Annotated in this window: 24 protein-coding genes; 21 read left to right on the top strand and 3 right to left on the bottom strand. The window is 37.2% G+C overall.

Annotated features, from left to right (window positions below):
- Window positions 1-16 precede the first annotated feature (16 nt).
- From FOL89_RS02045 to FOL89_RS02035, 3 genes are read right to left on the bottom strand one after another with little or no spacing between them, the layout of a single operon-like run.
- Complete coding sequence (locus tag FOL89_RS02045) at window positions 17-1,060, bottom strand: anhydro-N-acetylmuramic acid kinase (RefSeq protein WP_144281183.1); 1,044 nt, start codon at window positions 1,058-1,060, stop codon at window positions 17-19.
- 4 nt (window positions 1,061-1,064) lie between these two features.
- Window positions 1,065-1,661 carry an LPS export ABC transporter periplasmic protein LptC gene (gene lptC / locus FOL89_RS02040; protein ID WP_144281182.1) on the bottom strand — a complete coding sequence of 199 codons (597 nt, stop codon included), beginning with the start codon at window positions 1,659-1,661 and terminating at the stop codon, window positions 1,065-1,067.
- A 2-nt stretch (window positions 1,662-1,663) separates the two neighbouring features.
- Window positions 1,664-2,941, bottom strand: coding sequence for a hypothetical protein (locus FOL89_RS02035; protein ID WP_144281181.1), 1,278 nt, complete (start codon window positions 2,939-2,941; stop codon window positions 1,664-1,666).
- A 248-nt stretch (window positions 2,942-3,189) separates the two neighbouring features.
- Between FOL89_RS02035 and FOL89_RS02030 the strand changes: the two genes are divergently transcribed.
- The 21 genes from FOL89_RS02030 (at window position 3,190) to FOL89_RS01930 (ending at window position 23,099) form a co-directional block, all read left to right on the top strand.
- Window positions 3,190-4,308: a DNA polymerase III subunit gene (locus tag FOL89_RS02030; RefSeq protein ID WP_144281180.1), complete on the top strand. Its 1,119-nt coding sequence runs from the start codon at window positions 3,190-3,192 to the stop codon at window positions 4,306-4,308.
- A gap of 146 nt (window positions 4,309-4,454) precedes the next feature.
- Window positions 4,455-5,081: a TetR/AcrR family transcriptional regulator gene (locus tag FOL89_RS02025; protein WP_144281179.1), complete on the top strand. Its 627-nt coding sequence runs from the start codon at window positions 4,455-4,457 to the stop codon at window positions 5,079-5,081.
- The gene (locus FOL89_RS02020) at window positions 5,065-6,378 is read left to right on the top strand and encodes a TolC family protein (RefSeq protein ID WP_144281178.1); all 1,314 of its coding nucleotides are present in this window, start codon (window positions 5,065-5,067) and stop codon (window positions 6,376-6,378) included. The genes FOL89_RS02025 and FOL89_RS02020 overlap by 17 nt, the downstream gene beginning before the upstream one ends.
- Before the next feature lie 22 nt (window positions 6,379-6,400).
- On the top strand, window positions 6,401-7,504 hold the full coding sequence (locus tag FOL89_RS02015) for an HlyD family secretion protein (protein ID WP_144281177.1): 1,104 nt from the start codon (window positions 6,401-6,403) through the stop codon (window positions 7,502-7,504).
- Between the two features lie 145 nt (window positions 7,505-7,649).
- Window positions 7,650-9,227, top strand: coding sequence for a DHA2 family efflux MFS transporter permease subunit (locus tag FOL89_RS02010; protein WP_144281176.1), 1,578 nt, complete (start codon window positions 7,650-7,652; stop codon window positions 9,225-9,227).
- 273 nt (window positions 9,228-9,500) lie between these two features.
- On the top strand, window positions 9,501-10,814 hold the full coding sequence (locus FOL89_RS02005) for a site-specific integrase (protein ID WP_144281175.1): 1,314 nt from the start codon (window positions 9,501-9,503) through the stop codon (window positions 10,812-10,814).
- Window positions 10,811-11,791 carry a hypothetical protein gene (locus FOL89_RS02000; protein WP_144281174.1) on the top strand — a complete coding sequence of 327 codons (981 nt, stop codon included), beginning with the start codon at window positions 10,811-10,813 and terminating at the stop codon, window positions 11,789-11,791. The genes FOL89_RS02005 and FOL89_RS02000 overlap by 4 nt, the downstream gene beginning before the upstream one ends.
- A 169-nt stretch (window positions 11,792-11,960) precedes the next feature.
- On the top strand, window positions 11,961-12,281 hold the full coding sequence (locus tag FOL89_RS01995; RefSeq protein ID WP_144281173.1) for a DUF3853 family protein: 321 nt from the start codon (window positions 11,961-11,963) through the stop codon (window positions 12,279-12,281).
- The gene (locus FOL89_RS01990; RefSeq protein ID WP_144281172.1) at window positions 12,281-13,516 is read left to right on the top strand and encodes a primase-helicase family protein; all 1,236 of its coding nucleotides are present in this window, start codon (window positions 12,281-12,283) and stop codon (window positions 13,514-13,516) included. Before FOL89_RS01995 ends, FOL89_RS01990 begins: the two co-directional genes overlap by 1 nt.
- Window positions 13,517-13,739: 223 nt before the next feature.
- Complete coding sequence (locus FOL89_RS01985) at window positions 13,740-14,732, top strand: toprim domain-containing protein (RefSeq protein ID WP_144281171.1); 993 nt, start codon at window positions 13,740-13,742, stop codon at window positions 14,730-14,732.
- A 302-nt stretch (window positions 14,733-15,034) separates the two neighbouring features.
- Window positions 15,035-15,481 (top strand): plasmid mobilization protein, encoded by a 447-nt coding sequence (locus tag FOL89_RS01980; RefSeq protein WP_144281170.1) that lies wholly within the window; start codon window positions 15,035-15,037, stop codon window positions 15,479-15,481.
- Window positions 15,474-16,400 carry a relaxase/mobilization nuclease domain-containing protein gene (locus FOL89_RS01975; RefSeq protein ID WP_144281169.1) on the top strand — a complete coding sequence of 309 codons (927 nt, stop codon included), beginning with the start codon at window positions 15,474-15,476 and terminating at the stop codon, window positions 16,398-16,400. Before FOL89_RS01980 ends, FOL89_RS01975 begins: the two co-directional genes overlap by 8 nt.
- 80 nt (window positions 16,401-16,480) lie before the next feature.
- A complete protein-coding gene (locus FOL89_RS01970) occupies window positions 16,481-17,026 on the top strand; it encodes a hypothetical protein (RefSeq protein WP_144281168.1) in 546 nt (181 codons plus the stop codon).
- 102 nt (window positions 17,027-17,128) lie between these two features.
- Entirely contained in the window at window positions 17,129-17,707 is a 579-nt protein-coding gene (locus FOL89_RS01965) for a TerD family protein (protein WP_144281167.1), read from the top strand.
- A gap of 9 nt (window positions 17,708-17,716) precedes the next feature.
- Window positions 17,717-18,373 (top strand): stress protein, encoded by a 657-nt coding sequence (locus FOL89_RS01960; protein ID WP_144281166.1) that lies wholly within the window; start codon window positions 17,717-17,719, stop codon window positions 18,371-18,373.
- An 8-nt stretch (window positions 18,374-18,381) separates the two neighbouring features.
- The gene (locus FOL89_RS01955; RefSeq protein WP_144281165.1) at window positions 18,382-19,056 is read left to right on the top strand and encodes an HAD family hydrolase; all 675 of its coding nucleotides are present in this window, start codon (window positions 18,382-18,384) and stop codon (window positions 19,054-19,056) included.
- Entirely contained in the window at window positions 19,056-19,859 is an 804-nt protein-coding gene (locus FOL89_RS01950) for a phosphoribosyltransferase family protein (protein WP_144281164.1), read from the top strand. Before FOL89_RS01955 ends, FOL89_RS01950 begins: the two co-directional genes overlap by 1 nt.
- A 5-nt stretch (window positions 19,860-19,864) precedes the next feature.
- Window positions 19,865-20,419: a TerD family protein gene (locus tag FOL89_RS01945; RefSeq protein WP_144281163.1), complete on the top strand. Its 555-nt coding sequence runs from the start codon at window positions 19,865-19,867 to the stop codon at window positions 20,417-20,419.
- Window positions 20,420-20,430: 11 nt separating this feature from the next.
- Window positions 20,431-21,507, top strand: a complete 1,077-nt coding sequence (locus tag FOL89_RS01940; protein ID WP_144281162.1) for a toxic anion resistance protein — start codon at window positions 20,431-20,433, stop codon at window positions 21,505-21,507.
- A 6-nt stretch (window positions 21,508-21,513) separates the two neighbouring features.
- Complete coding sequence (locus FOL89_RS01935) at window positions 21,514-22,485, top strand: hypothetical protein (RefSeq protein WP_144281161.1); 972 nt, start codon at window positions 21,514-21,516, stop codon at window positions 22,483-22,485.
- 5 nt (window positions 22,486-22,490) lie between these two features.
- Window positions 22,491-23,099 carry a TerD family protein gene (locus tag FOL89_RS01930; RefSeq protein WP_144281160.1) on the top strand — a complete coding sequence of 203 codons (609 nt, stop codon included), beginning with the start codon at window positions 22,491-22,493 and terminating at the stop codon, window positions 23,097-23,099.
- Window position 23,100 lies beyond the last annotated feature (1 nt).

Below are 23,100 nucleotides of genomic sequence, written 5' to 3'. Positions count from 1 at the left end.
AGCAATGAAGGTTTTTTTATGCCAAAATTCCTGAGCTGTGATCGCAGAAACTTCCTGTAGCAGAAGACAGGATGTTGATTTCGTTTCTATATCTCAAAACTCCCATAAACGCAAAAATTAGCGCTTCTTTGAAATCAATAATTTCTTTTTCAGGAATAACGATTTGAGATGATGTCTTAATTTTAATTCTTTCAATTAAAAAGCTGTTGTACGTTCCACCACCTGTAAAAAGCACTTTTTTAAGTTTATATTTATTAAGAATTTTCGAAATCTGATGTGCAGCATGCTCTGTATATGTTGCTAAAACATCTAAATAATCTTTCTCACAAAACAAAGGGAAAATTTCTGCATTACAGAATTCTATTCCTAAAGATTTAGGATAAGCCAGGGAATAGAAATCTATATTATTGAGTTTTTCCAAAAGAAGATGATCAACAGTACCTTTCTGCGCCAAATTTCCGTTTTCATCAAATTTTTTTCCAGCAATTTGTGCAAATTGATTCAAAACAATATTGACCGGACAAATATCAAAAGCTATTCTAGCGTTATTTATTTTAAATGAAATATTTGAAAATCCACCCAGATTGACACAGGCATCATATTCTGAAAAAAGAAATTCATCTCCAATCGGAACTAAAGGAGCTCCATTTCCGCCCATCAAAACATCCTGAGAACGAAAATCGCAGACAACAGGAAGCCCGGTTTCAAGCTTTATAGCCCGCCCGTCTCCAATCTGCAATGTAAATTTTCTATCGGGCTGATGAAATACGGTATGACCATGTGAAGCAATAAGATCAACTTTTTCTATATTGTTTTTTGAAAAGAATTTTTTCACTTCTTTACCAAGATAAAAACCATATTCCGAATGCAGAGCCAGCAAATTTTGTGACGATAAATGAATTGCATTTCTCAGCTGATTTTCTAAAACTTCGGGATAAGAAACAGTTTCAGCTTTTAAAATAGTGAATTTCCATCCGGAATCTTCTTTCAGGAATTGGGCGAAGCAAATATCAAGACCATCCAGACTTGTTCCGGACATTAAGCCGATTGCATTTATCATCAAATCATGGTTTTGGCTGTGCCATCTTAGCTTTGCTGATGTCAAGATCCCCCGAGTTTTTATAAAAAGTATACTCGGAAAAATCATCTTTGGCTGTCATTCCGTTAGCATGGACGAGTGTAGAACCATCTTCCATCGTTGCATAAACCGTATCTCTGGTATAAATTCTTTTCCTTTTCTGATCCCAGAAAACACTCTGTGTTGCAAATCTTTGTCCGTCACTGGTCAGAATTTTCACGTCGCCTCTTGCTTCGTAAAACTGCTTATATTCAAAAATTTTGGCATATTTAGCCGTAATATTTCCAGGATTCTTGGGTTTCTTTTTGTCGAAAAACTCAATACGCATACCTTTTTTTGCAATGACGTACGGACTGTCTATCAGCTCATATTTTTCAATAATCGGAGCACTTGCCCGAAGTTTTACCATACCGGAATCTCTCTGGATAATTTTAGCATTGTAAATAATCTGCGACGGAAAATTTTTATTATCATTACCGTTCAGCTTCGTCAGATCTTCTTCACAAGAAGTGAACATAAAAAATATAGCACAACTGAAAAGATATGCTATATTTTTAAATGTTTTATCTGAAATGAATTTCATTATTAATTATAAAGAGATTTTCTAAACCATTTATCTGCAAAGTTGAAACCAACTCTTACGTTTACAAAATTCTGATTGATCAGGTTGTCTTTCAGAGTTCCTCTCTTTCCTACTTCAACACCAATTTCCAAACCACTCATTCTGGTAATATTACTGTTTTTGAAAGGGAGTAAAACTCCTGCAGAAATACCAAACTTGTTAATGCTGTTTCCAGCCAATTCAATACTTCCTTTTTCATAGAAGGCTCCGTAACGGTAAACAACTCTTGAAAAATAATTTCTGAAGTTATTGTAATTCGGCAAATACCAACCTCCCGCAGAAATTCTGTAAGAATCTTTAAAGTCAAAAGTATTCCCGAAATAACTGATGGTTTCTCCTTTTTTATAATCAATCTGACCGGAAACAAACCACTGGTTTTCACTGCCATATCCAACTCCTAAAGAAGCCTGTAAAGGCAACAGGTTGTTGGAAGTCGTATTTTTTCTTTCAATAATTGTTTCACCTGCTTTTACATCTACATCAGAATAATAATAAGTACTGTTGATGTATTCATTCGTCATATCACTCGTATTTCCGAATGTAGCCGTAGCTCCCACAGTAAACTTTTTATCTGTTCTTGTATTTAACTTCTGATAACTTGTACCCAAAGTAAAGTTAAAGTTTTTAATACTGTTTTTTGTTTCGTATCCGTTGATTAATTCGGCATTAGAAGAAGTAAACTCATTCAGATCGTAAAGATTTCCGAAATAGTAATTGACACGTGCCCCTACTGCAAATTCAGAGTTAATTTTATATGAAACCGCTGCCTGAGCTGTATTTAATGTTCCGCTTCCTTTAAATCTGTTACCATAGACAGTACCATCTGATAATGTTTCAGCATGGATAATCTCATAGCTTTTTGAGCTGTAAGGCTGATAAAGCAATCCCATTTTTACTTTTGATGAAATAGGAAAAGCTAAAGCAATATTCGATAGATAAGTAGAATGTTTTGTAGATTTTGTATTGTTGTAATCAGTTTTAAAGTAATTATTTTCGTTTGTCGCTTCAAGTTTGATGCTTGTCAGATCAAAATTACTGTTATTTGCTGGGTTTCCGAAGTTAAAATTGCTTGTAAAGTCGCTGATATAAGCGGTAGATATGCCTCCCATGGAAGCAGTTTCAATCGTATTATCATATTTTACATCCCCAATTCCATAAGTTGCGTAAGGAGAGTTGCTTAAACTCTGCGCATTAAGGAAATATCCCACCGAAATGAATGATACTACAAAAATTTTTTTCATTCTAGATTTTTAAAATAATGCGCAAATATCTTAAATATTAATGAATTGTAAAAATTTACTGAGGTTAAAGTTTGTTAAGGGGAATTTTGTTACGAGTTTCTATAATGAATAGTGAATCAGCTTTGCTGTGAATAGTGAATTTCCAAGATTGATTAAATAGAAAATCATTGGATAAATTAACGATTGACTTGCAAAGCAAAATTGACTATTCACAAAATATGCGTTCTAAAAATTCTTATCTTTGAAGCATGAATTGGGAAAAAATTGCCGGACAGGAAAATCTAAAAAAATTACTGAAAGACAGCATTACTGAAAACAGAGTGAGCCATGCCCAGCTTTTCATAGGAAAAGAAGGCTATGGAACACTGCCATTGGTTTTAGCATACGCTAAAGAGATTCTGATGAATGAAAATGAGCATGCCGCATCCAAAGTAGAACATCTTAATCATCTTGATCTGCACTTTAGTTTCCCGGTTTTTACTGAAGGAAAAGCCGCTGTAAGCAAAAACAGATTCGACGACTTCCGCGAAATGATTCTTCAATTTCCGTATGCAAGTTATGACGATTGGTCTGCCCATCTGGAATCTGAAAACAAACAGCTCTTTATTTCTGCTGATGAAATTGACGAGCAAAATCAGAAATTTTCCCTTAAAAGTTTTGAAGGAGGCACTAAAATCCTGATTGTCTGGAGAGCTGACAAGATGAATGTTGCAGCATCCAACAAATTTCTCAAATTTTTAGAGGAGCCGCCTGCAAAAACTCTCATTTTTCTTACGGCAGATTCTACAGATGGCATTCTGCCTACCATTTTGTCCAGAACTCAGATTATTGAAGTTCCGAGAATTTCAGACGAAGATCTTGAGGATTATCTGAAAAAAAACATTGAAGCAACAGACGAAAAAATCAAAGAAATCGTGCATCAGGCACAGGGAAATCTCAATGATGCATTAAGATACTTAAAATCTGAAACTAAAAATCCTGAGTTTGAAAAATTATTTGTTCAGTGGGTTCGGGATGCTTTTATGGTCAAAAAGAAACCAGAATTTCTGAAAAATATTATTTTGTGGGCAAGAGAAATTGCAGGATGGAACAGAGAAAAACAGAAAAACTTTTTAGATTATGCTTCTGAAATTTTTAGGTTGGCGTTGTTGCAAAATTATCAATCTCAAAACCTCGTGTACAAAAAAATTGATGCGAACGGATTTAACTGGGAAGGGTTCTCAAAATTTATCAGCGGAGCTAATATCATCAGTATTTTAGATGAAATCAGCACTGCAGATCTTCACTTGACCCGAAACGGAAATCCCAAAATAGTATGGACGGATTTAGGAATTAAATTATCCAGATATATTCACAAAAACCCTTAAAGCTTTTATCTTTTATATTAATTGACGTTTTCTCTTCTCAGAAAGCGTTTTTTTATTTTTAACAATTCATTAAAAAACAAAATCAATCAATCGTTTGATTTTAACGAAATATAATGTATCTTTGCCCCCGCAAAAACATCAATCTTATGATTTCAAAAGAAGAAAATATTTTATTTGCCGCCGAAAAACTCTTTGCTGAAAAGGGTTTCCCCGGAACTTCAACAAGAGAAATATCAAAAGCTGCGAATGTTAATATCTCAATGATTTCTTATTATTTCGGATCTAAAGAAAAATTATATGAGAAACTTGTAGAATACAGAACCAACGAAGGACAGTTTTTTGCCAAAGACATTTTAGAACGAACAGATATTGACGAAGGGCAAAAAATGATGATTATCGTAGATAAATTTGCAAGCCGTATCCGGGAGCAAAAATGTTTTTACAGAATCATGCAGCGAGAACAGCTTTACACCGAGAATCCTCAAATTGTAAAGTCTTTAAAAGACACCAAAATCAGCTTTCTTAATACCTATTCTAAAATCTTAGAAAGCGGAATCAACAAAGGCATTTTTACTAAAAAACCTCCGATATATCTTCTCCACTCCACGATCAGCGGAACACTTTTCTATGCTTCCAACTCAAAGGAAATGTACAAAGAGTTTCTTCAAAACAACGAAGAAGAAGATTTGTTTGAAAAAAATTACTACGAAGAACTTACCCAACATATCAAACATATTTTAAAAGACCTTTTAGGTTATGAAGAAAATAAATAATTCAGCCATTGCTCTGTTTTTTTTGAGTGCAATGTCTTTTTTCCAGGCACAGGAAGTAAAGCAGCTAAGTCTTGATGAAGCAGTACAGCTTGGAATAATGAACAGCAAAAGTTTAAAAATTGATGCTGCAAAAATAGAAGAAGCTACGGCAGATCTCCTGGAAGCTAAAAACAGACAGCTTCCGGAGCTGAAAGTTTCGGGAAGCTATATGTATCTCCCTCTGAAACCAACAATTGATCTGAAAATCCCCGGAGTTTCTACAGAAGGTGGACCGGAGGTTCATCAGGTTGCATTTGGATCTGCCAATCTGAGTATACCGCTTTACAGTGGCGGAAGAATTAAATACGGCATTCAATCTGCAAAATATCTTGTAGAAGCTTCCAAACTGAATACTGAGAATGATAAAATAGCCATTGCTTATAATGTCGCACAGGCATACAACAATTTGTTCAAAGCCAATCAGGCGATTAAAGTACTAGAAGAAAATCTTAATGCATCACAAAAAAGAGACGAGACTTTTCTGAAGCTTGAAAATAACGGTGTCATTGCCAGAAATGACCGTCTGAAAGCCAATCTTCAGACTTCTAATATTGAGCTCCAGCTTTTAGAAGCTAAAAACAACTACAATATTGCCAATATCAATATGGACTTGCTTTTGGGTCTACCAGAAACTACAGAATTAAAGGTAGATGAAAATTACATTGATGAAATTTCAGATTTAAAACCAGTCAGTTACTACCTTGTTGAAGCACAGCAAAACCGTAAAGATCTGCAATCTCTTGACCAGCAAAAAAAAGCAGCAGAATTGGACACAAAAGCAGCAAAAGCTGAAAACTTGCCTTCAATTGCATTAACAGGAGGTTATGTTGCTGCAGATATACCGAAATTTTTCACAGTTTATAATGCAGTAAATTTTGGTGTGGGTATTTCGTACAACTTATCAAATATCTGGAAAAAGAACTCTTCTTTACAACAGTCGAAGGCGAGAGAAATGCAGCTTTCTGCAACCAATGATTTGCTGAATGACAATATTAAATTAGAAGTCAACAAAGAATATCAAAATTCAGATTATTCAAGAAAAAGAATTGCTGTCTTTGAAAAATCTGCCGAACAGGCCAATGAAAATTACAGAATCACAAAAAATAAATATGACAACGGTCTTGTAACAATGACCGAACTTCTGGATGCCGATGCAGCGCAGATTTCAGCCAATGTAGGGGTAATCAACGCCAAAGCCGATGCAGCTCTTGCTTACAGAAAACTTTTACAAACCACAGGAATATTAACTATCAAATAATAAAAAAAGAATATCATCCAAAATGGAAAATAACAATACAAGCAATACTGAACCTAAAAAGAAAAAAAGTTTAGTCTTCCCCATTATTTTAGCGGCAGTTCTCATTGGAGGCGGTATTTTCGGATACAGATCTTATACATACAGCCAGTATCACGAAGAAACTGATGACGCACAAATTGCCTCGAACATGAATCCTGTAATATCAAAAATTTCAGGATATGTGGCGGAAGTAAAAGTAAAAGACAACCAATTTGTAAAAAAAGGAGACACTCTGGTCATATTGGATAACAAAGATCAACAAATGGCTCTCGAACAGGCTCTTGCAGCTTTAGGAACAGCAAGAAGCAATATTTCATCTGCACAATCCGCAACCAACGCCACTTCACAAAACATCGGTAGTTCTCAAGCAGCTGTAAAAACCGCAAACGCACAAGTTGAAGCTGCCAAAGTTAATGTCTGGAAAACTTCCCAAGACCTGAAAAGATATGAGATTTTAGTCAAAGATCATTCTATCACCCAACAGCAGTACGAACAGGCTTTAGCTGCAAAACAGTCTGCCGATAAACAGCTGCAGGTATTGGTAGATCAAAAAAATCAAATTGCACAGCAGACCAATATTGCATCTTCACAAACTGCAGCAAGCACTCAGCAGATCTCTGTTGCCAATTCGGTAGCAAAACAAAGAGAGGTTGATGTAGAAAATGCAAGACTGAATCTTTCCTACACGATAATTTTAGCTCCAGAAGATGGTTTTGTAGGAAAAGTCCCTATTCAGGCGGGGCAATTTTTGCAGGCAGGTTCGCAGCTTTTTTCACTTGTGAAAAACGATCAGAAATGGGTAGTTGCCAATTTTAAAGAGACTCAGGTTGCAAAAATGGCAGAAGGTCAGAAAGTTCACATCGAAATTGACGCTTTTCCGGGTAAAGATTTTGAGGGCAGAGTAAGTTCTTTTTCTCCTGCAACAGGTTCTACATTTTCTATTCTTCCTCCAGATAATGCAAGCGGAAATTTCGTAAAAGTCGTACAGCGGCTTCCTGTAAAAATTGATTTTGTAAACCTAGACAAAACAATTGTTCAAAAACTGAGAACAGGAATGAATGTGAAAGCAGAAGTTTCTTTAAAATAAATTTTAAATAGCGAATTGCCAGTTTTGCTGAATATCAATTATAATCGAAATGAAAGATTGATATTATCATGAAAACGAAGTAAGAAAAATTGACCCCAAAAAGTTGATTGATCGTTGACAATTCACTTTTTACATTGTAAAAACTATGCAAGATTCATTAGTAGAATACGGAGCACGGCGTGTAATCATTACAATTACCGCCATTTTATGTGCTTTGCTGGAAATTGTAGACTCCACCATCGTGAATGTGGCACTGAATGAGATGAAAGGAAATCTCGGTGCAACACTCTCAGAAGTTGGTTGGGTTATCACAGCGTATGCAATTGGTAACGTCATCGTCGTTCCTATGACGAGCTGGCTTTCTCAGCAGTTTGGTAGACGAAATTACTTCGCAGCTTCCATCATTATATTTACTTTATTTTCGTTTTTGTGCGGCAATGCAACTAATATATGGGAACTGGTTTTCTTCAGACTAATGCAGGGAATTGGAGGTGGAGCTTTGCTTGTTACTTCACAGACCATCATTACCGAGTCTTATCCTGTTGAAAAAAGAAGCATGGCTCAGGCGATTTATGGCTTAGGAGTGATTATTGGTCCTACCTTAGGTCCGCCATTAGGAGGATATATTGTAGACAATTATAGCTGGCCATATATTTTTTATATAAATATTCCGATTGGGATTGCAGCAACCTTGATGACCCTTCAATTTGTAAAGAGTCCGAAATTTTCTGAAAAAAGAAAAGCTTCGGATGTTGACTGGCTCGGAATTATGTTGTTGGCATTAACGGTAGGATCTCTACAGTTTATTTTGGAAAGAGGACACGAAGAAGACTGGTTTGAAAGCGGGATGATCGTAACATTTACAACAACTGCAGTTTTAGGATTTATTTTATTTCTCTGGCGCGAACTTACCTTTAAATATCCGATAGTAGAATTAAGGGTCTTAAAAAACGGAAATCTTAGAATCGGAACCGTAATGTCTTTTGTTTTAGGTTTTGGTTTGTACGGCTCTACCTTTATAGTTCCTTTGTATACTCAGAGTATTTTAGGTTGGACGGCGCTGCAATCCGGAGCTTTAATGATTCCTGCCGCTCTCACAACAGCTTTTATGATGCCGATTATTGGAAGATTATTATCAAAAGGAGCAAAACAGCAGATTTTAGTTTCATTAGGATTACTTATATTTTTTATTTACAGCTTTTGGGGGTATAAAATACTCACTCCCGACACCAGTAAAGATGCATTTTTCTGGATGCTGATTGTGCGAGGAATGGGATTAGGATTACTGTTTATTCCTATAACATCCCTTTCTTTAAGTACATTGAAAGGACAGGAAATCGGACAAGGAGCCGCATTTACGGGAATGATGAGACAATTAGGCGGTTCTTTCGGAATTGCTGCTATTACAACCTTTATTGCTAATGCAAGCCAAAAATACAGGGTAAATCTCATCAGTCATTTAGACTCCAATGATTTTGATGTACAACAGAGGTTGCAAGGGCTAAAAGCCAGTTTTATAGCAAAAGGAATGACTCCTGATGCTGCTATGAACGCTGCTTATAAAATCCTTGACCTTAATGTTACCAAACAGGCAACCGTTCTATCTTATATGGACGTTTTCCTTTATCTCGGTGTAGCGTTTTTAATTTGTATTCCGTTTATTTTATTTATAAGAGAAAGGAAAAGCAAAGAAAAAATAGATTTGAGCGAAGCATTACATTAAACATTAACCTCTGAAAATTTTCGGAGGTTTTTTTGTTTATTTTTTTAATTTTAACTCTCTTAAAGGCATAAAAAAACAGCTTACTAAATAGCAAGCTGTTTGTGTAATCAGTAGACCCACAGGGATTTTCACCATACATTTCATAGAATACCTTAAAATATTAAATTGTCTGTTAATCCGTAATTTATGTTTTTAAAAAACTTTATAAAATTCAATAAACCTACTTGCGTATCATAAAAAGTGGCTGTAAATTTGGCTGTAACTTTTTTCAATATGATTACAATAAAACGTAAGATTACAGTTGATCTTGAGAAGCGAAAGAAGAATGGTGAATTGATTAATGAGAATGTTCCTATTTTCTTCCGGCTTACTTATAATTCCAATCGGCTCAACTTATTTACCGGTTATCGAATTGACAGAAAATTCTGGAATGAAAAATTGTTGGAAGTCAAAACTGGAACACAAAATGGAAACGGAATTCGTGCTGAAGAAATAAACAGCAAAATCGGAAACCTTTTCAGTGAACTGCAATCTTTTTTCATAAAATGCCAGATTGAAGATAGAATTCCCGAAACCGAGGAAGTAAAAACTTATTTTAACCTACTCAAAGATAAGGGCGAAAAAGGTAGAATCAAAAAAGAAAAGACACTTGCCAAAGCAGAAGCTGACCAGAAAACTTTTTTTGATGTCTTTGATGAATTTACTTCATATTCAGGAAAGGTGAACAACTGGACAGATGACACCTACAAAAAATTTGCGGCACTTAAGAATCACCTCATTACATATAATGGAGACCTGTCTTTCTCGGATTTAGATTCCGCTGGAATGACTAAACTGATGTCTTATTTTTTCAACACACTGAAATTAAATAATGTTACCACCAAAAAATATATTAAAAACATCAAATGGTTTTTGCGTTTTGCGGTAAAACACGAGTATTGCGACAACAATTATTTCAAAGATTTTAATCCTAAAATAAAAACCGCCGAAAAGCCGATTATATTTTTATCAGAGGACGAGATCAAGAAAATCAGAGAATATAAAATTCCTTCTTCCAAGCAGTATTTAGAGCGGGTTCGAGATGTACTTTTGTTTACCTGCTTCAGTGGATTACGACATTCCGATGTGCTGAAACTCCGAAAAAGCGATGTGCAAAATGGGAAATTACACATTGTAACCAAGAAAACTTCTGATTCGCTTACAATCGAGTTAAATAATGTCGCGCTGGATATTCTTTCAAAATATGAAAACTATGATCCGGAATCAAGTCTCGCTTTGCCTGTTATCTCCAATCAAAAATATAATGAATTTTTAAAAGAATTGGCGACTCTCGCGAAGATTGATCAGCCAATAAGTCATACCTATTTTATAGGAAATAAAAGGCACGACGATGTGAAGCCGAAATCTGAATTATTTTCTTCGCACATTGGTCGCCGAACTTTCATTTGCCTGTGTATTTCACGCGGCGTCCCAATTCAGGTGATTATGAAATGGACGGGACATTCCGATTATCAATCTATGAAGCCTTACATTGATGTGGTAGATTCTACAAGGGAGGCGCAAATGCAAAAACTAAACTTTGTATGAAAATTTCTGAACATTTAGACTATTTAATAAAGGCAGAATCTGTTTTAGATCATATTAAATCTGATCGTGAAATATCGAAAGATTCAGTTGATTGGCTGCTAAGTTTCTATAAAACTTTGGACGAAGTAAACCTAGGTGGTCTTTTCGATCACGCATCACCCGGACTATTGCATTCAAAATACAAGGAGCAACTGATAAAAGTAAAGCACTTGATGGTTGAGAATCAAATTTATTTTTCAAATGCAAAAATTTATCGGCTTATCGACAGAGAAGCCCGACGTACGGAAAGAATTTTTATCGAACATCAGAAAATATTAAAGGAAGCAAGTGATAATCGACGGGATTTAAACGGAAAACTCGAATCTGCTTGGACGAGATATGCAGATGATGCACCGGAAATGATTATTCTTAGGAAAGATTATGAAGATGCGCGAGCCCTTTATAAAGACGAACAGAAGGTAAGTCAAAATTTGATGAATGACTGGGATGCAGAAAGGAAAAGTTTGGAATACCTGCTGTATTTTGATGCACGGCAAATTGTTTCAAAACTTGAAGAAATCGAGAAAGCTTTGAATAACTTAAATGTCTTTCAAAACAGTTTAAAGAAAATATTGATCGATGAAAACAGTATTCACTTTGTCTATCAAATTTTCGTCAAATTGAAACTAATCGAATATGTAGAATATTCAGATTTCATAAATCAGATAGCAAATAATTTCTTTTCCTTTAAGAAGTTCGCCGGGAAGGATAAATATATCGCCTATGCAATCAACAAAATTTCTACAGAACTAGTTGCTCCGGAATTTGCTCTAAATTGGGAAAAGGAAATGGCGGAATATTTTGAAATAAATGATTTCGAAAAGAAAATAAATCCGAGCGAAGATAATAAGGCCGAACTGCACCTTGAAATTGACGGGATTATTCTTGAGGCTAAAATGAACCAAAATAATATCAAAAATTCTAAAAAGAAATTCTAAAAGTCTCAAAAATCGTCTAATGAAACTTTATGAATTTCAAATGTGAATAGATTACGCCTTTTATTTTGTATTTAATTGAAAATCAGTGCAATTATTTGCGCTGATTTTTTATTTGAATTTTTCAGAATCCGGTTTTGAAGGCAATTTTGCCCCAACAAAACCAATTAAAATGAATACGGACGATTTATTAAAAAAGCCAATATGGCAGATGACGGGCGAAGAGTTTCTATCTCTTTCGAATTTTCAAAATGATAAAAATGACGCGAAAAATCCCAAGGTTTCTCAATCAGACTCACACAAAAAATTCGTTTATGGAATTCGAGGAATAGCAAACCTATTAGACTGCTCAATTGCCACAGCGAACCGAATAAAGAAAAGCGGTGTGATTGATGAAGCAATTTTTCAGCATAACAGAAAAATTGTAGTAGATTCCGAAAAGGCGTTGCACTTGTTTCGAACTTCTGCAGAACATTCTAAAACGGAAATGTGATGAAAGAGAAACAAAACGACTCCAAATACCTCCGCGTCGGCACAACCTACTACAAACTAATTCAAAGACCGCAACTTTCCGGAGGGAAGACCAAGACTTTAACGAAGTGGAACAGGGAGACCATAATCCAGGACCACAGTCGGAAGTTTGCCGACGGTATTCCGAAATACGACGGGTTCTGCTGCATTCCGAACCACCTGGACTACCAGAAAACGGTTGAAAATTTCTATAATATTTACAACGAAATTCCCTTGCAACCTTCCGCAGAACAAATCGGTGTAGAGGAAATTCCGCATACCATTACTTTTTTGAGGCACATTTTCGGCGAACAGATCAAGTTGGGATTGGACTATCTGAAGATCCTGCTGGAAAGTCCAACGCAGATTCTGCCGATCCTCTGCCTCGTCAGCAAGGAAAGGAGCACCGGGAAATCCACATTTTTAAAGTGGCTCAAGGAAATTTTCGGACTCAATATGACCTATATAAAAGGAGATTCCTTCAACAGCCAGTTTAATTCCGACTGGGCGTCGATGCTGTTAATTGCCATTGACGAGGTGTTTTTCGACCGGAAGGAAATCACCGAGCGACTGAAATACCTTTCCACCACCAATAAAGACAAACTTGAAAACAAGGGTAAAGACCGTGAGGAAATCGACTTTTTCGGGAAATTTATCCTCTGTTCCAATAACGAGGACACCTTTATCCAGATTGATGAAAACGAGATCCGCTTCTGGGTTTTGAAGATTACGACTATTAAATCCGAGGACACCGACTTTTTGGAGCGGTTGAAAGAAGAAATACCCAAGTTTTTGAGTTTCTTGGTGAACAGGAAATACTATTCCGAACGGAAGAGCCGGATGTGGTTCTCGCCGGAGGAACTCAGAACCAACGCCCTGAAAAAGTTGGTCTTCAAAAACGCCAATAAACTGGAAAGCAAGATGCTGGAACTGCTTTACGAGTTTTTCGAATCCAACGATGCCGACTCGATAAACATTGTTCCGCAGGATGTCCTGAACCTGCTCGGAAGGATGTTCAAGCAGCATTATTATTCCCGGAACGATGTGCGCCAGATACTGAAGGATAAATGGAAGTTGGAGCCACAGAAAAACGGCCTTTCCTATATCCGCTACGACATTGACTACTCCGGAAACTTCTGCGAGAATGGTTCCGTGGGTCGCTATTTCACAATTTCAAGGGAATTTACCCTCTCCAAATATGTTGATTTGTTGAGTTAACGACCTAACATAATTAAAATCAATACTTTACCCCTTCAACAAAGCATTCAACAAACTTAAAAGCATAGAGAATTTGTTGAGCCTTTGTTGAACTCCAAAATCCAAGTTTGTTGAATTGTTGAGAGTTTGTTGAGCGTATAAAATACACTCGATGAGAAAGTTATACCGTTTCCTCAACAATTCAACAAAAATATAGCCAACGCAAACCTTGCAAAACCAACCTATGAACTGCAAACAATTTAATGACATTCCGCTGGAAGAAGTCCTCCTGAAACTCGGACACCTTCCGACGCGGAGAAATGAAAAGGAAGCCTGGTTTCTGAACCCGTTCGGAACAGAAACAGCGGCCTCCTTCAAAATCGATTTAAGGAAGAACTTATGGTACCTATTTTCAGAAGGGACGGGCGGAACGAATACCGACTTTATGCTGAAATACCTGAAAACCGATATTCCGGAAGTCCTGAAATGGGCGGAAGATCAGAATTTTTCTTCTTTTCACCAGCAAAGGAATTTACCAAGAGATTTAGTGAAATCTCAAAATTTAAAACAAAGACAGAATAAAACTGAAGAGAACCGGAACGGGCACCAAATTATCACAGTTAAAAATATTCAAAATGAAAACTTGAAAGCCTATATGAACCAGCGCGGATTGTCTGCAAAAGTTTATCCGTTTGTAAAGGAAGTGCATTTTAAAATGAACGATAAAAATCTTTACGCGGTCGCATTTGAAAATATTTCCAGAGGTTGGGAACTTCGGAACGCGTTCTATAAAGGCGCTCTTTTTAAAAAGGATATCTCGATAATTAAAAATGAAAATAACTTAAATCAAGTTTCCGTTTTCGAGGGATTTATGGACGCGCTTTCCTTTATCGAAATGAGTGAGAAAGCAACCGGAGATTTACTCGTAATGAACTCGATCGCGCTGTTGACCAAAACAAAACCCCATTTAGAATACTACTCCGAGATCGACTTGTTTTTAGACAACGACAGGGCTGGAAAATTCTGTACCGAATCAATCCTAAAATCATTTCCCGAAGCAAAAGACCGCTCGGAAATTTACAGCCCGCACAAAGATTTGAACGATTTTCTATTGTCAAGAATCGAAAATAATCAGGTCAAAAATTATGAAGAAATTCAATTTGAAGAACCTGAAAAACCAGACGAAATAGAGCCGGAAGAAATTAAACACGAATCCCGCTACCGGAGAAGGTGCTGAATATTCGTGTTAAAAATAACACGAAAAATGATTTCTAAGTAGCTCAAATGAGATACAACCAAACCGATTCAAAACTTTGGGCAAAATAGATACAACCTTTGTCGGCAGAGTCTTAGTGCAAAAAGTACCCAATGTTTACAACAAGCGTGGGCTTGCTGTAAAAATCGGGCTTTTTGGTTTCCTCCTATCGTCGGAAACACTTTTCTGAAAATCTGATCTCAAGACAAAAAATTAAAACCGATAAAAATTAAACACCCACGAAAATAAAATTTAACAATCAAGAAAATCACACCAAACACGATATGGAAAATAACTTTTTAGAGCAGTTCGTCCGGCAGGTTTCAGAGCAGCAAAAGGAGAAGGTTGCCGAAGAAAAAAGAAAGAACCACTTCCGGGAAATCGGCAGGAAGGGCGGCCTAAAAAAGAAGACCGTCAACCAATTTTCTAAGGTCGTCTCCGTCCGTTTTACCGAAAAGGAATTTGAGAAAATCCAGAAAGAGGCGTCACTCTACAACCTCAAAATCTCCAAATATCTGAGGCTGGTTTCTACCGAAAAGGAACTCAAGGTTAACGAGTTTAAAACCGACGCGGTATTGCTGAATTACGGTAACAACTTCATAAGGATCACCAACCTTCTCCGGAACCGGGAGTGGTCGGAATTTGAAAACAAGAAACAGATCCTTGAGGAGATTGAAACTGTCACACAGTTATTGAAAAACTACCTCTACCAAAAACTTCAAGATGAATAATTCTGCAACGACAAGGAGGATCAGTTCGATCGCGATCGAGTATAACGGCAACGACAAGGGAACGGCGGAAAATGTCTACACCAACAACTTACTCGGAAAAACTCCGGAAGAGCATTTCGCAGAAATGAAGTTTATCGCCGAGAGAAACCCGAATGTGAAGAAATGGGCGCTCACCGGATATATCTCGCCACCGAAGGAGGCCGGAGACAGGATGACCAACGAAGAATTGAAGGAACTGGCCTTGAAATCTTTGAAATCCGTCGGGCTTACGGAAAACAACCAAGTTGTTTTGGATGTTCATAATTCCACCAAGCAGAAGCATATCCACTTCATTGTGAATCGGATCGATGTCTATGGCAAATGTACCGTAAAGTCTGCGAATATCGGGAAGCGCTTCGGTGAATCGGTAAGAAGTGTCTGCAAGGAAATGAATTTGAACACCGATGTTGAAATCGGCAGAGTAAAGAAGCAGCGGATGCTTTACGCACTTGAGAACTCCTTGAAAGTCTCTAAAAACTTCGAAGACCTCGTGGACAATATGCGCAGGAGGGGTTATAGGGTGACGCTCTCGGAGAATGTAAAGGATGGTGTTTCGGGAATGCGTATTGTCCGACTGAAGGACATTAACGACCAGACACAACGGCAGTATTCTGCAGGATACAAACTTTCGGAGATTACCTCGAAACTGAAGATTAAGGATATAAAGGCGATTATGAACGAAAACCAGATGAAGAAAGTGCCTTCTTCTTTCACCGGCAAAAGTTTCGAAGGTCAGCCAAATTCCAACGAGAATATTAAAGAGGACACCTCAAAAAATTTAAGCAAAAATATGGGCGAACTGATGCAGGAACTTTTTAAACCGACCTATGCTCCGGCGGACGATGAACTTTTAAGGAGGAAGAAAAGAAAATCTAGATAAAATAAAAACCAACATTAAAAATTACAAAAATGGACAACGAAAACACGACACAGGACGACGCATTGCAACTATTTAACAGGGTGATCGAATCAAACCAGAAAAATATCGAGGAATCCATCGAACTAAGGCATAACCGTGACTATCTGCTACACGTGCACAAGAAGTCGGAACTCACGATGCAGAGGGTGATTACCACGCTTGATAAAGCCGAGGCATTTTGCAGAAAGGAAGATGAAAAGCGACAGGATTTTTTGGAATCGATTCCTTTTAGTATTCAAATTAACCTGTCCGACAAGGCAAATTCGCAGTTGGAGCATTTTGAGAAGAAATCGACATTGGTAAAAATTGTCTTTTTCGGAATGGTCGCGGTACTAATTCTGGCCACTTTCACCGCTGTTTTCAATTTTGTTTTTGCAAAGCAATGGTATTCTGAAAGCACCAAGGCAAAGTCAGAACTCCGACAAGAAATTTTGGACGAGATTAAGAACGACGGAAAAGAAATTTACAAAGTTGAAGAAGTGAAACAGTTACAGCACAATACCGATATGATGAACAAATGGATGCAGAAAAATCCGAAAGACGCCGAGAAGTTTTTGAGATTCAAGGATGGATATGAGAGTAGGTAAAAGACATTACCACTTTTATTTTTTACACCTTTTTAGAATTTTAGCCTAATTTGTAACATTTCTTATTTTATTTTATATTTGAAAAATTGAAAAACAAATAATATGGGCGTAATAAATTTACAGAAAGGACAAAAAATCGATATTGGTCTAACAAAAATGACTATTGGTCTTGGTTGGGATCCAAATGAAGGCACGGGGAATGATTTCGATCTGGATGCGTCGGCGTTTATGATTGACGGAAGAAGACAAATTCCTTCCGAACCTTTTTTTGTGTTTTACGGAAATACAGATTCGCCAGATGCGGCGCTAAAACATACAGGAGACGATCCAACCGGAGGAAATAGTGCAGACGGTGACGATGAAAGTATTTTGGTTGATCTATCTAAAGTAGACCCGAGAATTGAAGAAATTCTTTTTGTAGTTACAATTCACGAGGCGCAGGTCAGAAAACAGAATTTCGGGCAGGTGAGAAATTCTTATATCAGGATCGTGGATGATGCTACAGGTCAGGAAGTTGCAAAATATGAACTTGGCGAAGACTTTTCTATCGAAACAGGCGTAGAATTTGGCCGTCTTTATAAAAGAAATAATGCCTGGAAATTTGAAGCGTCAGGAATTGGCTACAGAGAGGATCTTGCATTTTTCCTTGCGAAATACTACAGCGGACAAATCATTAGTTAATCAAATATTATGGCAATCAACTTACAGAAAGTCACCATTCAGAACAGTGGCGATACGCATTCAATAGACCTTACCAAAGGCGGTTCTTCAAATAAGGAAATTATCATAAACCTAAATTGGTCGCAGGAAAAAAGCAAAGGTTTTATGAGCAAAATGTTCGGCGGAAACCAAGAGGTGGATCTTGATTTGGGCATTTTTTACGAACTGAACAACGGAGAAAAAAAATGTATAGACGGTCTGCAATTTTCCAAAGGAAGAGGCGGAAGCAAAGACCGCGTTACCAACCAAGGTTGCTACACCCAAAAACCGTGGATTTGGCACACCGGAGATGACCGTGGTGCGTCTGCTGGATCCGGAGAAAATATTTTGGTAAATCCTGCAGGTTTGGGAGATATAAAAAGGCTCATTGTATATTGCTTTATCTACAACGGTGCCGCAAAATGGTCTGAAACCAATGCCGTGGTAACCATAAAAGTTCCGGATAACCCGGAGGTAGAGGTAGAAATGGGCAAGCAAAACGATACCAGAAATTTCTGCGCCATTGCTGAAATCAATTTCCTTCCCGGAGCAATGCAGGTGAAAAAATTGGTAACCTTCCACAATCACCACCAAGATTGCGACAGAGCCTATAATTGGGGGTTTGAATGGTCTGCAGGCTCTAAATAAATCTGAAAATGAATTTTGATGTTTCAGAATACGATCATTTTTCATTTGATTTGTGGTTAACGCTCATAAAATCCCACCCCGAATATAAACCCGCGAGAAATCGACTGTTCAAAGAGTTTTTTGAAATAGAAAAATTAGAAAAGCAGGTTTCTGAAACTATCCGGTATTATGATGTGCTCTGCAACAAAATAAGCGAAACCACGGGAAGGCATATTTATTTTGCCGAAATTTATTTACTGATTTTGTCTGCGTTAGGGAAGGATTTAGACCAAATTTCACAACAGCGTTTGGATGAGTTTTATAGCGAAACCAAGTTTCTGTTTGAAAAATTTCCACCACTCTTAATTAGTGAAAAAATTTCAGATTTATTTGAAAAAATAACTTCTGAAAATAAGACAATTAGTATTTTGAGCAACACCGCATTCATACAGGGAACCGAATTGCGCAATTTGTTGGATTACTACAATTTATCGAAATATATTTCATTTGGATTATATTCTGATGAAACCGGACTGTCCAAACCAAATCCGAAACTCTTTGAACTTATGAAGGAATCTGCAAGAAAGGTAAACCCGCGTGAAAATTTGAGGATACTTCACATTGGCGACAACCCGAAGGCAGATTTTCAGGGAGCGGTAAATTCCGGAATAAATGCGTATCTTTTTCAGCCAAATAAAAATTAATGCAAAACCGATACAGTCTACATAAAATTACCGACAGCGAAAACTTTCCGTTTTCTGCCGAAGATTACAGTTACTTTAAATACGGTGATATTACCATTGCAGAAAAGTTTGGCGAGGCTCTTTTTCAGGGATTTATCGCAGAAAACCGCGAACTTATTTTGTCCCAGGAAGAAATTGTGCTTTTCCCAAGTCCCTATTTCGCCATTCCTACCGCGTCGGATTTTTTGTGTAAATATTTTAAAAATTATCTCAACCAATTTTTATTCGAACACGGAAAAAATGCCTGCGTAGAAGCCAAAATACACAGAAACCAGACTTATGTGGAAGATTACGGTCAGATGAATTTTGAGGAGAGAGTGGCGCTCATTTCAAACGACACTTATTATATAGACAAACATTTTATAGACGGCAAATTCTGTATTTTTTTGGACGATATAAAGATTACGGGAAGTCACGAAATTACGGTTCAGCGGATTTTGAAGGAATATAATGTAGATGGCACTTTTTTCTTCGTGTATTTTGCGGAATTAATTAACAAGGAAGTTCACCCAAATATTGAAAACTTTCTGAATTATTTTGCAGTAAAAAATAATGATGATTTACTGAAAATGGTTCTGAAACCACAGTTTCGCTTCAATACCCGTATCGTAAAGAAAATCTTGCTGATGCCGGAAGCGGATTTTGATAAATTTCAACATTCTATTCCGAAAAATATTAAGGAGCAATTGTTTAATTTAGCAATCAGTAATAATTACCACCTCATAACAGAATATTCAGTAAATTTAAAACAACTAAAAAATTAAATATTATGGCAATCAATCTTCAAAAAGGACAGAGAGAAAACATTAACGCACCAAAATTTACCGTTGGTCTTGGTTGGGATACCAATAATTCTTCCACAGGAACGGCATTTGATCTGGATGCGTCCCTTTTTTTACTAAATGACGGCGGAAAACTGGTAAGCGAGAAACATTTTATTTTTTACAACAATACAGAATCACCCGATGGATCCGTAAAGCATTCCGGAGATAATCTGACCGGAGACGGAGACGGTGATGATGAGCAAATCAAGATAGACCTTACGAAAATTGATTCTGCTGTTAAGGAAATTATCGTGGTGGTGACCATTCACGAGGCAGATTCCCGCAACCAAAATTTCGGGCAGGTGCGCAATTCCTTCATAAGGATTTTTAATACAGATACTAACGAGGAAATTCTGAAATACGAACTGGATGAAGATTTCTCAATCGAAACCGCAGTACAGTTCGGCAGAATCTACGAAAGAAACGGCGACTGGAAATTTGAAGCCGTAGGAGCAGGACAGCGCGAAGGATTGGCGAAATTTGTAAATATGTATCAATAACCACATATTATATGGACACCAATATCGAAAATAGCGCAATAGATAAAAGCGGAAATGTAGATATTTCTAAAATTTCCCCGACGGAAGTCAGCAGATATGACAGCCTTGCCAATTCTATTGACGAAGCCAACCCAAATTCCGTGATTAACTTCGGTACGGAACTACAAAATACCTTGGCAAACCAGAGTGACTCCTTTCTGAATAATGTAAGGAAATCTAATTCCGGCGAAGTAGGCGAACTGATTAACAAACTTTTAGTCGAGTTAAATTATGTAGATGTGGATGAACTAGAGGGAAATTCTATGAAGAAATTCCTGAAGAAAATCCCTTTCTTCGGCAAAATGGTGACTTCGGTAGAAACACTTTTTGCAAAATATGATAAAATCACGGCAAATATTTCTGATATTTCCAATAAGGTAAACGCCGGAATCATAAACTCTACCAAAGACAACGCGGTTCTACAGACGATTTTCACTTCAAACATTGAAGCGGTAAAGAAAATTGAGGACTATATTTTGGCGGGAACCCTTCGTTATGAAAAGGTAAAAGAAGAACTGGCAAATATGGAGGCCAATCCTAACAATTACCAAGATTACCAAATTTCTGACAAAAGGGATTTTGCTGCAAGATTAGACCGCAGATTGGCTGATCTAAAGGTGGTTCGCTTTATCATAATGCAGTCTTTACCACAGATCAGGCTCATTCAGAACAATAATGTTTCCATTGCTGAAAAAGCGCAGACAATCCTCACGACCACGCTTCCGGTTTGGAAAAACCAACTGACTTTGGCTGTGGCAATGCACAGACAACAGCAGAATATAGAGGTGCAACAAAAAGTATCTTCCACCACGGAAGAAATTTTGAGGAAAAATGCACAAAGACTGCAACAGAACACCGTAAATGTAGCGCGCGCAAACGAACAGACCATAGTTTCTGCGGAAACTTTGCGGGAAACTACTTCGTCGCTTATCAATACTTTGAACGAGGTGAAGCAAATCCAACAGCAAGGCGAACAAGGACGCAGACAACTGGATACAGAACTGCAAAATCTGGAAAGCACGCTCCGCAAGCAGATACAAAACGGATAATAAAGTTTGGATACCAATGCGGAAATATTACAGAAAGGACGGCGGAGAATTCAGAAACTGAAACTTCTCGGGAATTTTTTTGTAGTTCCGGATTTGGTAAATATCAATATAAAGACAGAAATTATCCAAAATCTTTTTGAAACAAATTCCAGTTTGGACGCCAACAAACTGGAACTGTTTCATATGCAATATTCGGATACACTGATTGCTTTGTTGGAAAAGATCAAAAAGCAGAAGGAACTCGTAATCCTGAATATCATTACCGAGATCAACGAGAACAAAAAGTATATCCAAAAATTTTCTCAAAATCAAAACACTGTTTCAAATTTTGATACCGACAGAAAGTATCATAACGGCTATGTTTCCCAGATTCTATCAGCGTTTTACAAAATAGTAACCGGAAGTTTTGCGACATACCAACTTACGGATGCCAAAAGTTTTTTTGAAACTTACGCCGAATCCTATTTCCGAAGGCAGGCAAAAATAGAATATCTACTCTCTGAAGACCGCGATAAGTTTTACACTTTTAACGAACTGAATGTAGAGAAGAAACTGCTTTCCGTTCTATATCAGTATAATTTCAAAGTGAGATTCAGGTGCGGATATTTAGTTGAAAATCAGATTTTTGAATTATTTTATCTGGCAGATTCTGATTATGAGTTTATCTGGAACCTTCAAACCAATCAGTTTTATTTTCTGCCGGAAATTGCTAAAAACGACCTGAACCGCGAGAAAAACGAGAACAATTCAGAGGATATTTCTGCCGTTTTGGAACGGAGAATCAATGCATTGGAACTTCAAAAGACAAATATTGGTAGAAATCTTCAGCCGGAGGTAACGGAACTTCTTTCAAAATACAAAAACACAATAGAGCAAATGGATTTCTTCACGGAAAACGGCGAAGTAGCAGAAGAAACCAACATTCTGGAATCTATGCTCAACCTGAATTTAAATACAAATATTAACCAAATACAATAATTATTATGGCAATTAACTTACAGAAAGGACAAAGAATCAACCTTCAAAAAGACAACGGCGCGAAACTTCAAAATGTTTGCGTGGGCGTAAACTGGGGCGCAATCGAGAAGAAAGGAATCTTCGGATCCAAAAAAGAAGCCGTGGATTTAGATGCAAGTTGCGCACTCTATGACGGGAATAAAAATCCGGTAGATGTAGTTTATTTCGGTCACCTGCGTTCCAATGACGGTGCGATTCAGCACAGTGGAGATGATTTGGTGGGTGATGTAGGCGGTGATGACGGCTTGGATAACGAGGTAATTACGCTGGATTTTTCAAGATTGGCACCAAGTGTAGAATATGTAGCATTTTTCCTGAACAGTTACCAGGGTCAAGATTTTGGAACCATTCCTTTCGCTTCAATCCGCATTTATGAAGGAACGCCGAACCGTGTAAACGAAGTTTTTGCAACTTATAATATCGCAAAAGGAGAAAACTTTGGTGGACACGTATCTATGGTGATGGGCGTTTTCTACAAGCGCAACGGAGAGTGGAAATTTAATGCGGTGGGGGAGCCTACAAAAGACAGAAAATTGGAAGAAACGGTACAAACTGTTAAAAATAATTATTTGTAAA

The sequence above is a fragment of the Chryseobacterium echinoideorum genome (assembly GCF_007474535.1).
GTDB lineage: Bacteria > Bacteroidota > Bacteroidia > Flavobacteriales > Weeksellaceae > Chryseobacterium > Chryseobacterium echinoideorum.
This window is presented reverse-complemented; position numbering and strand designations above follow the sequence as displayed.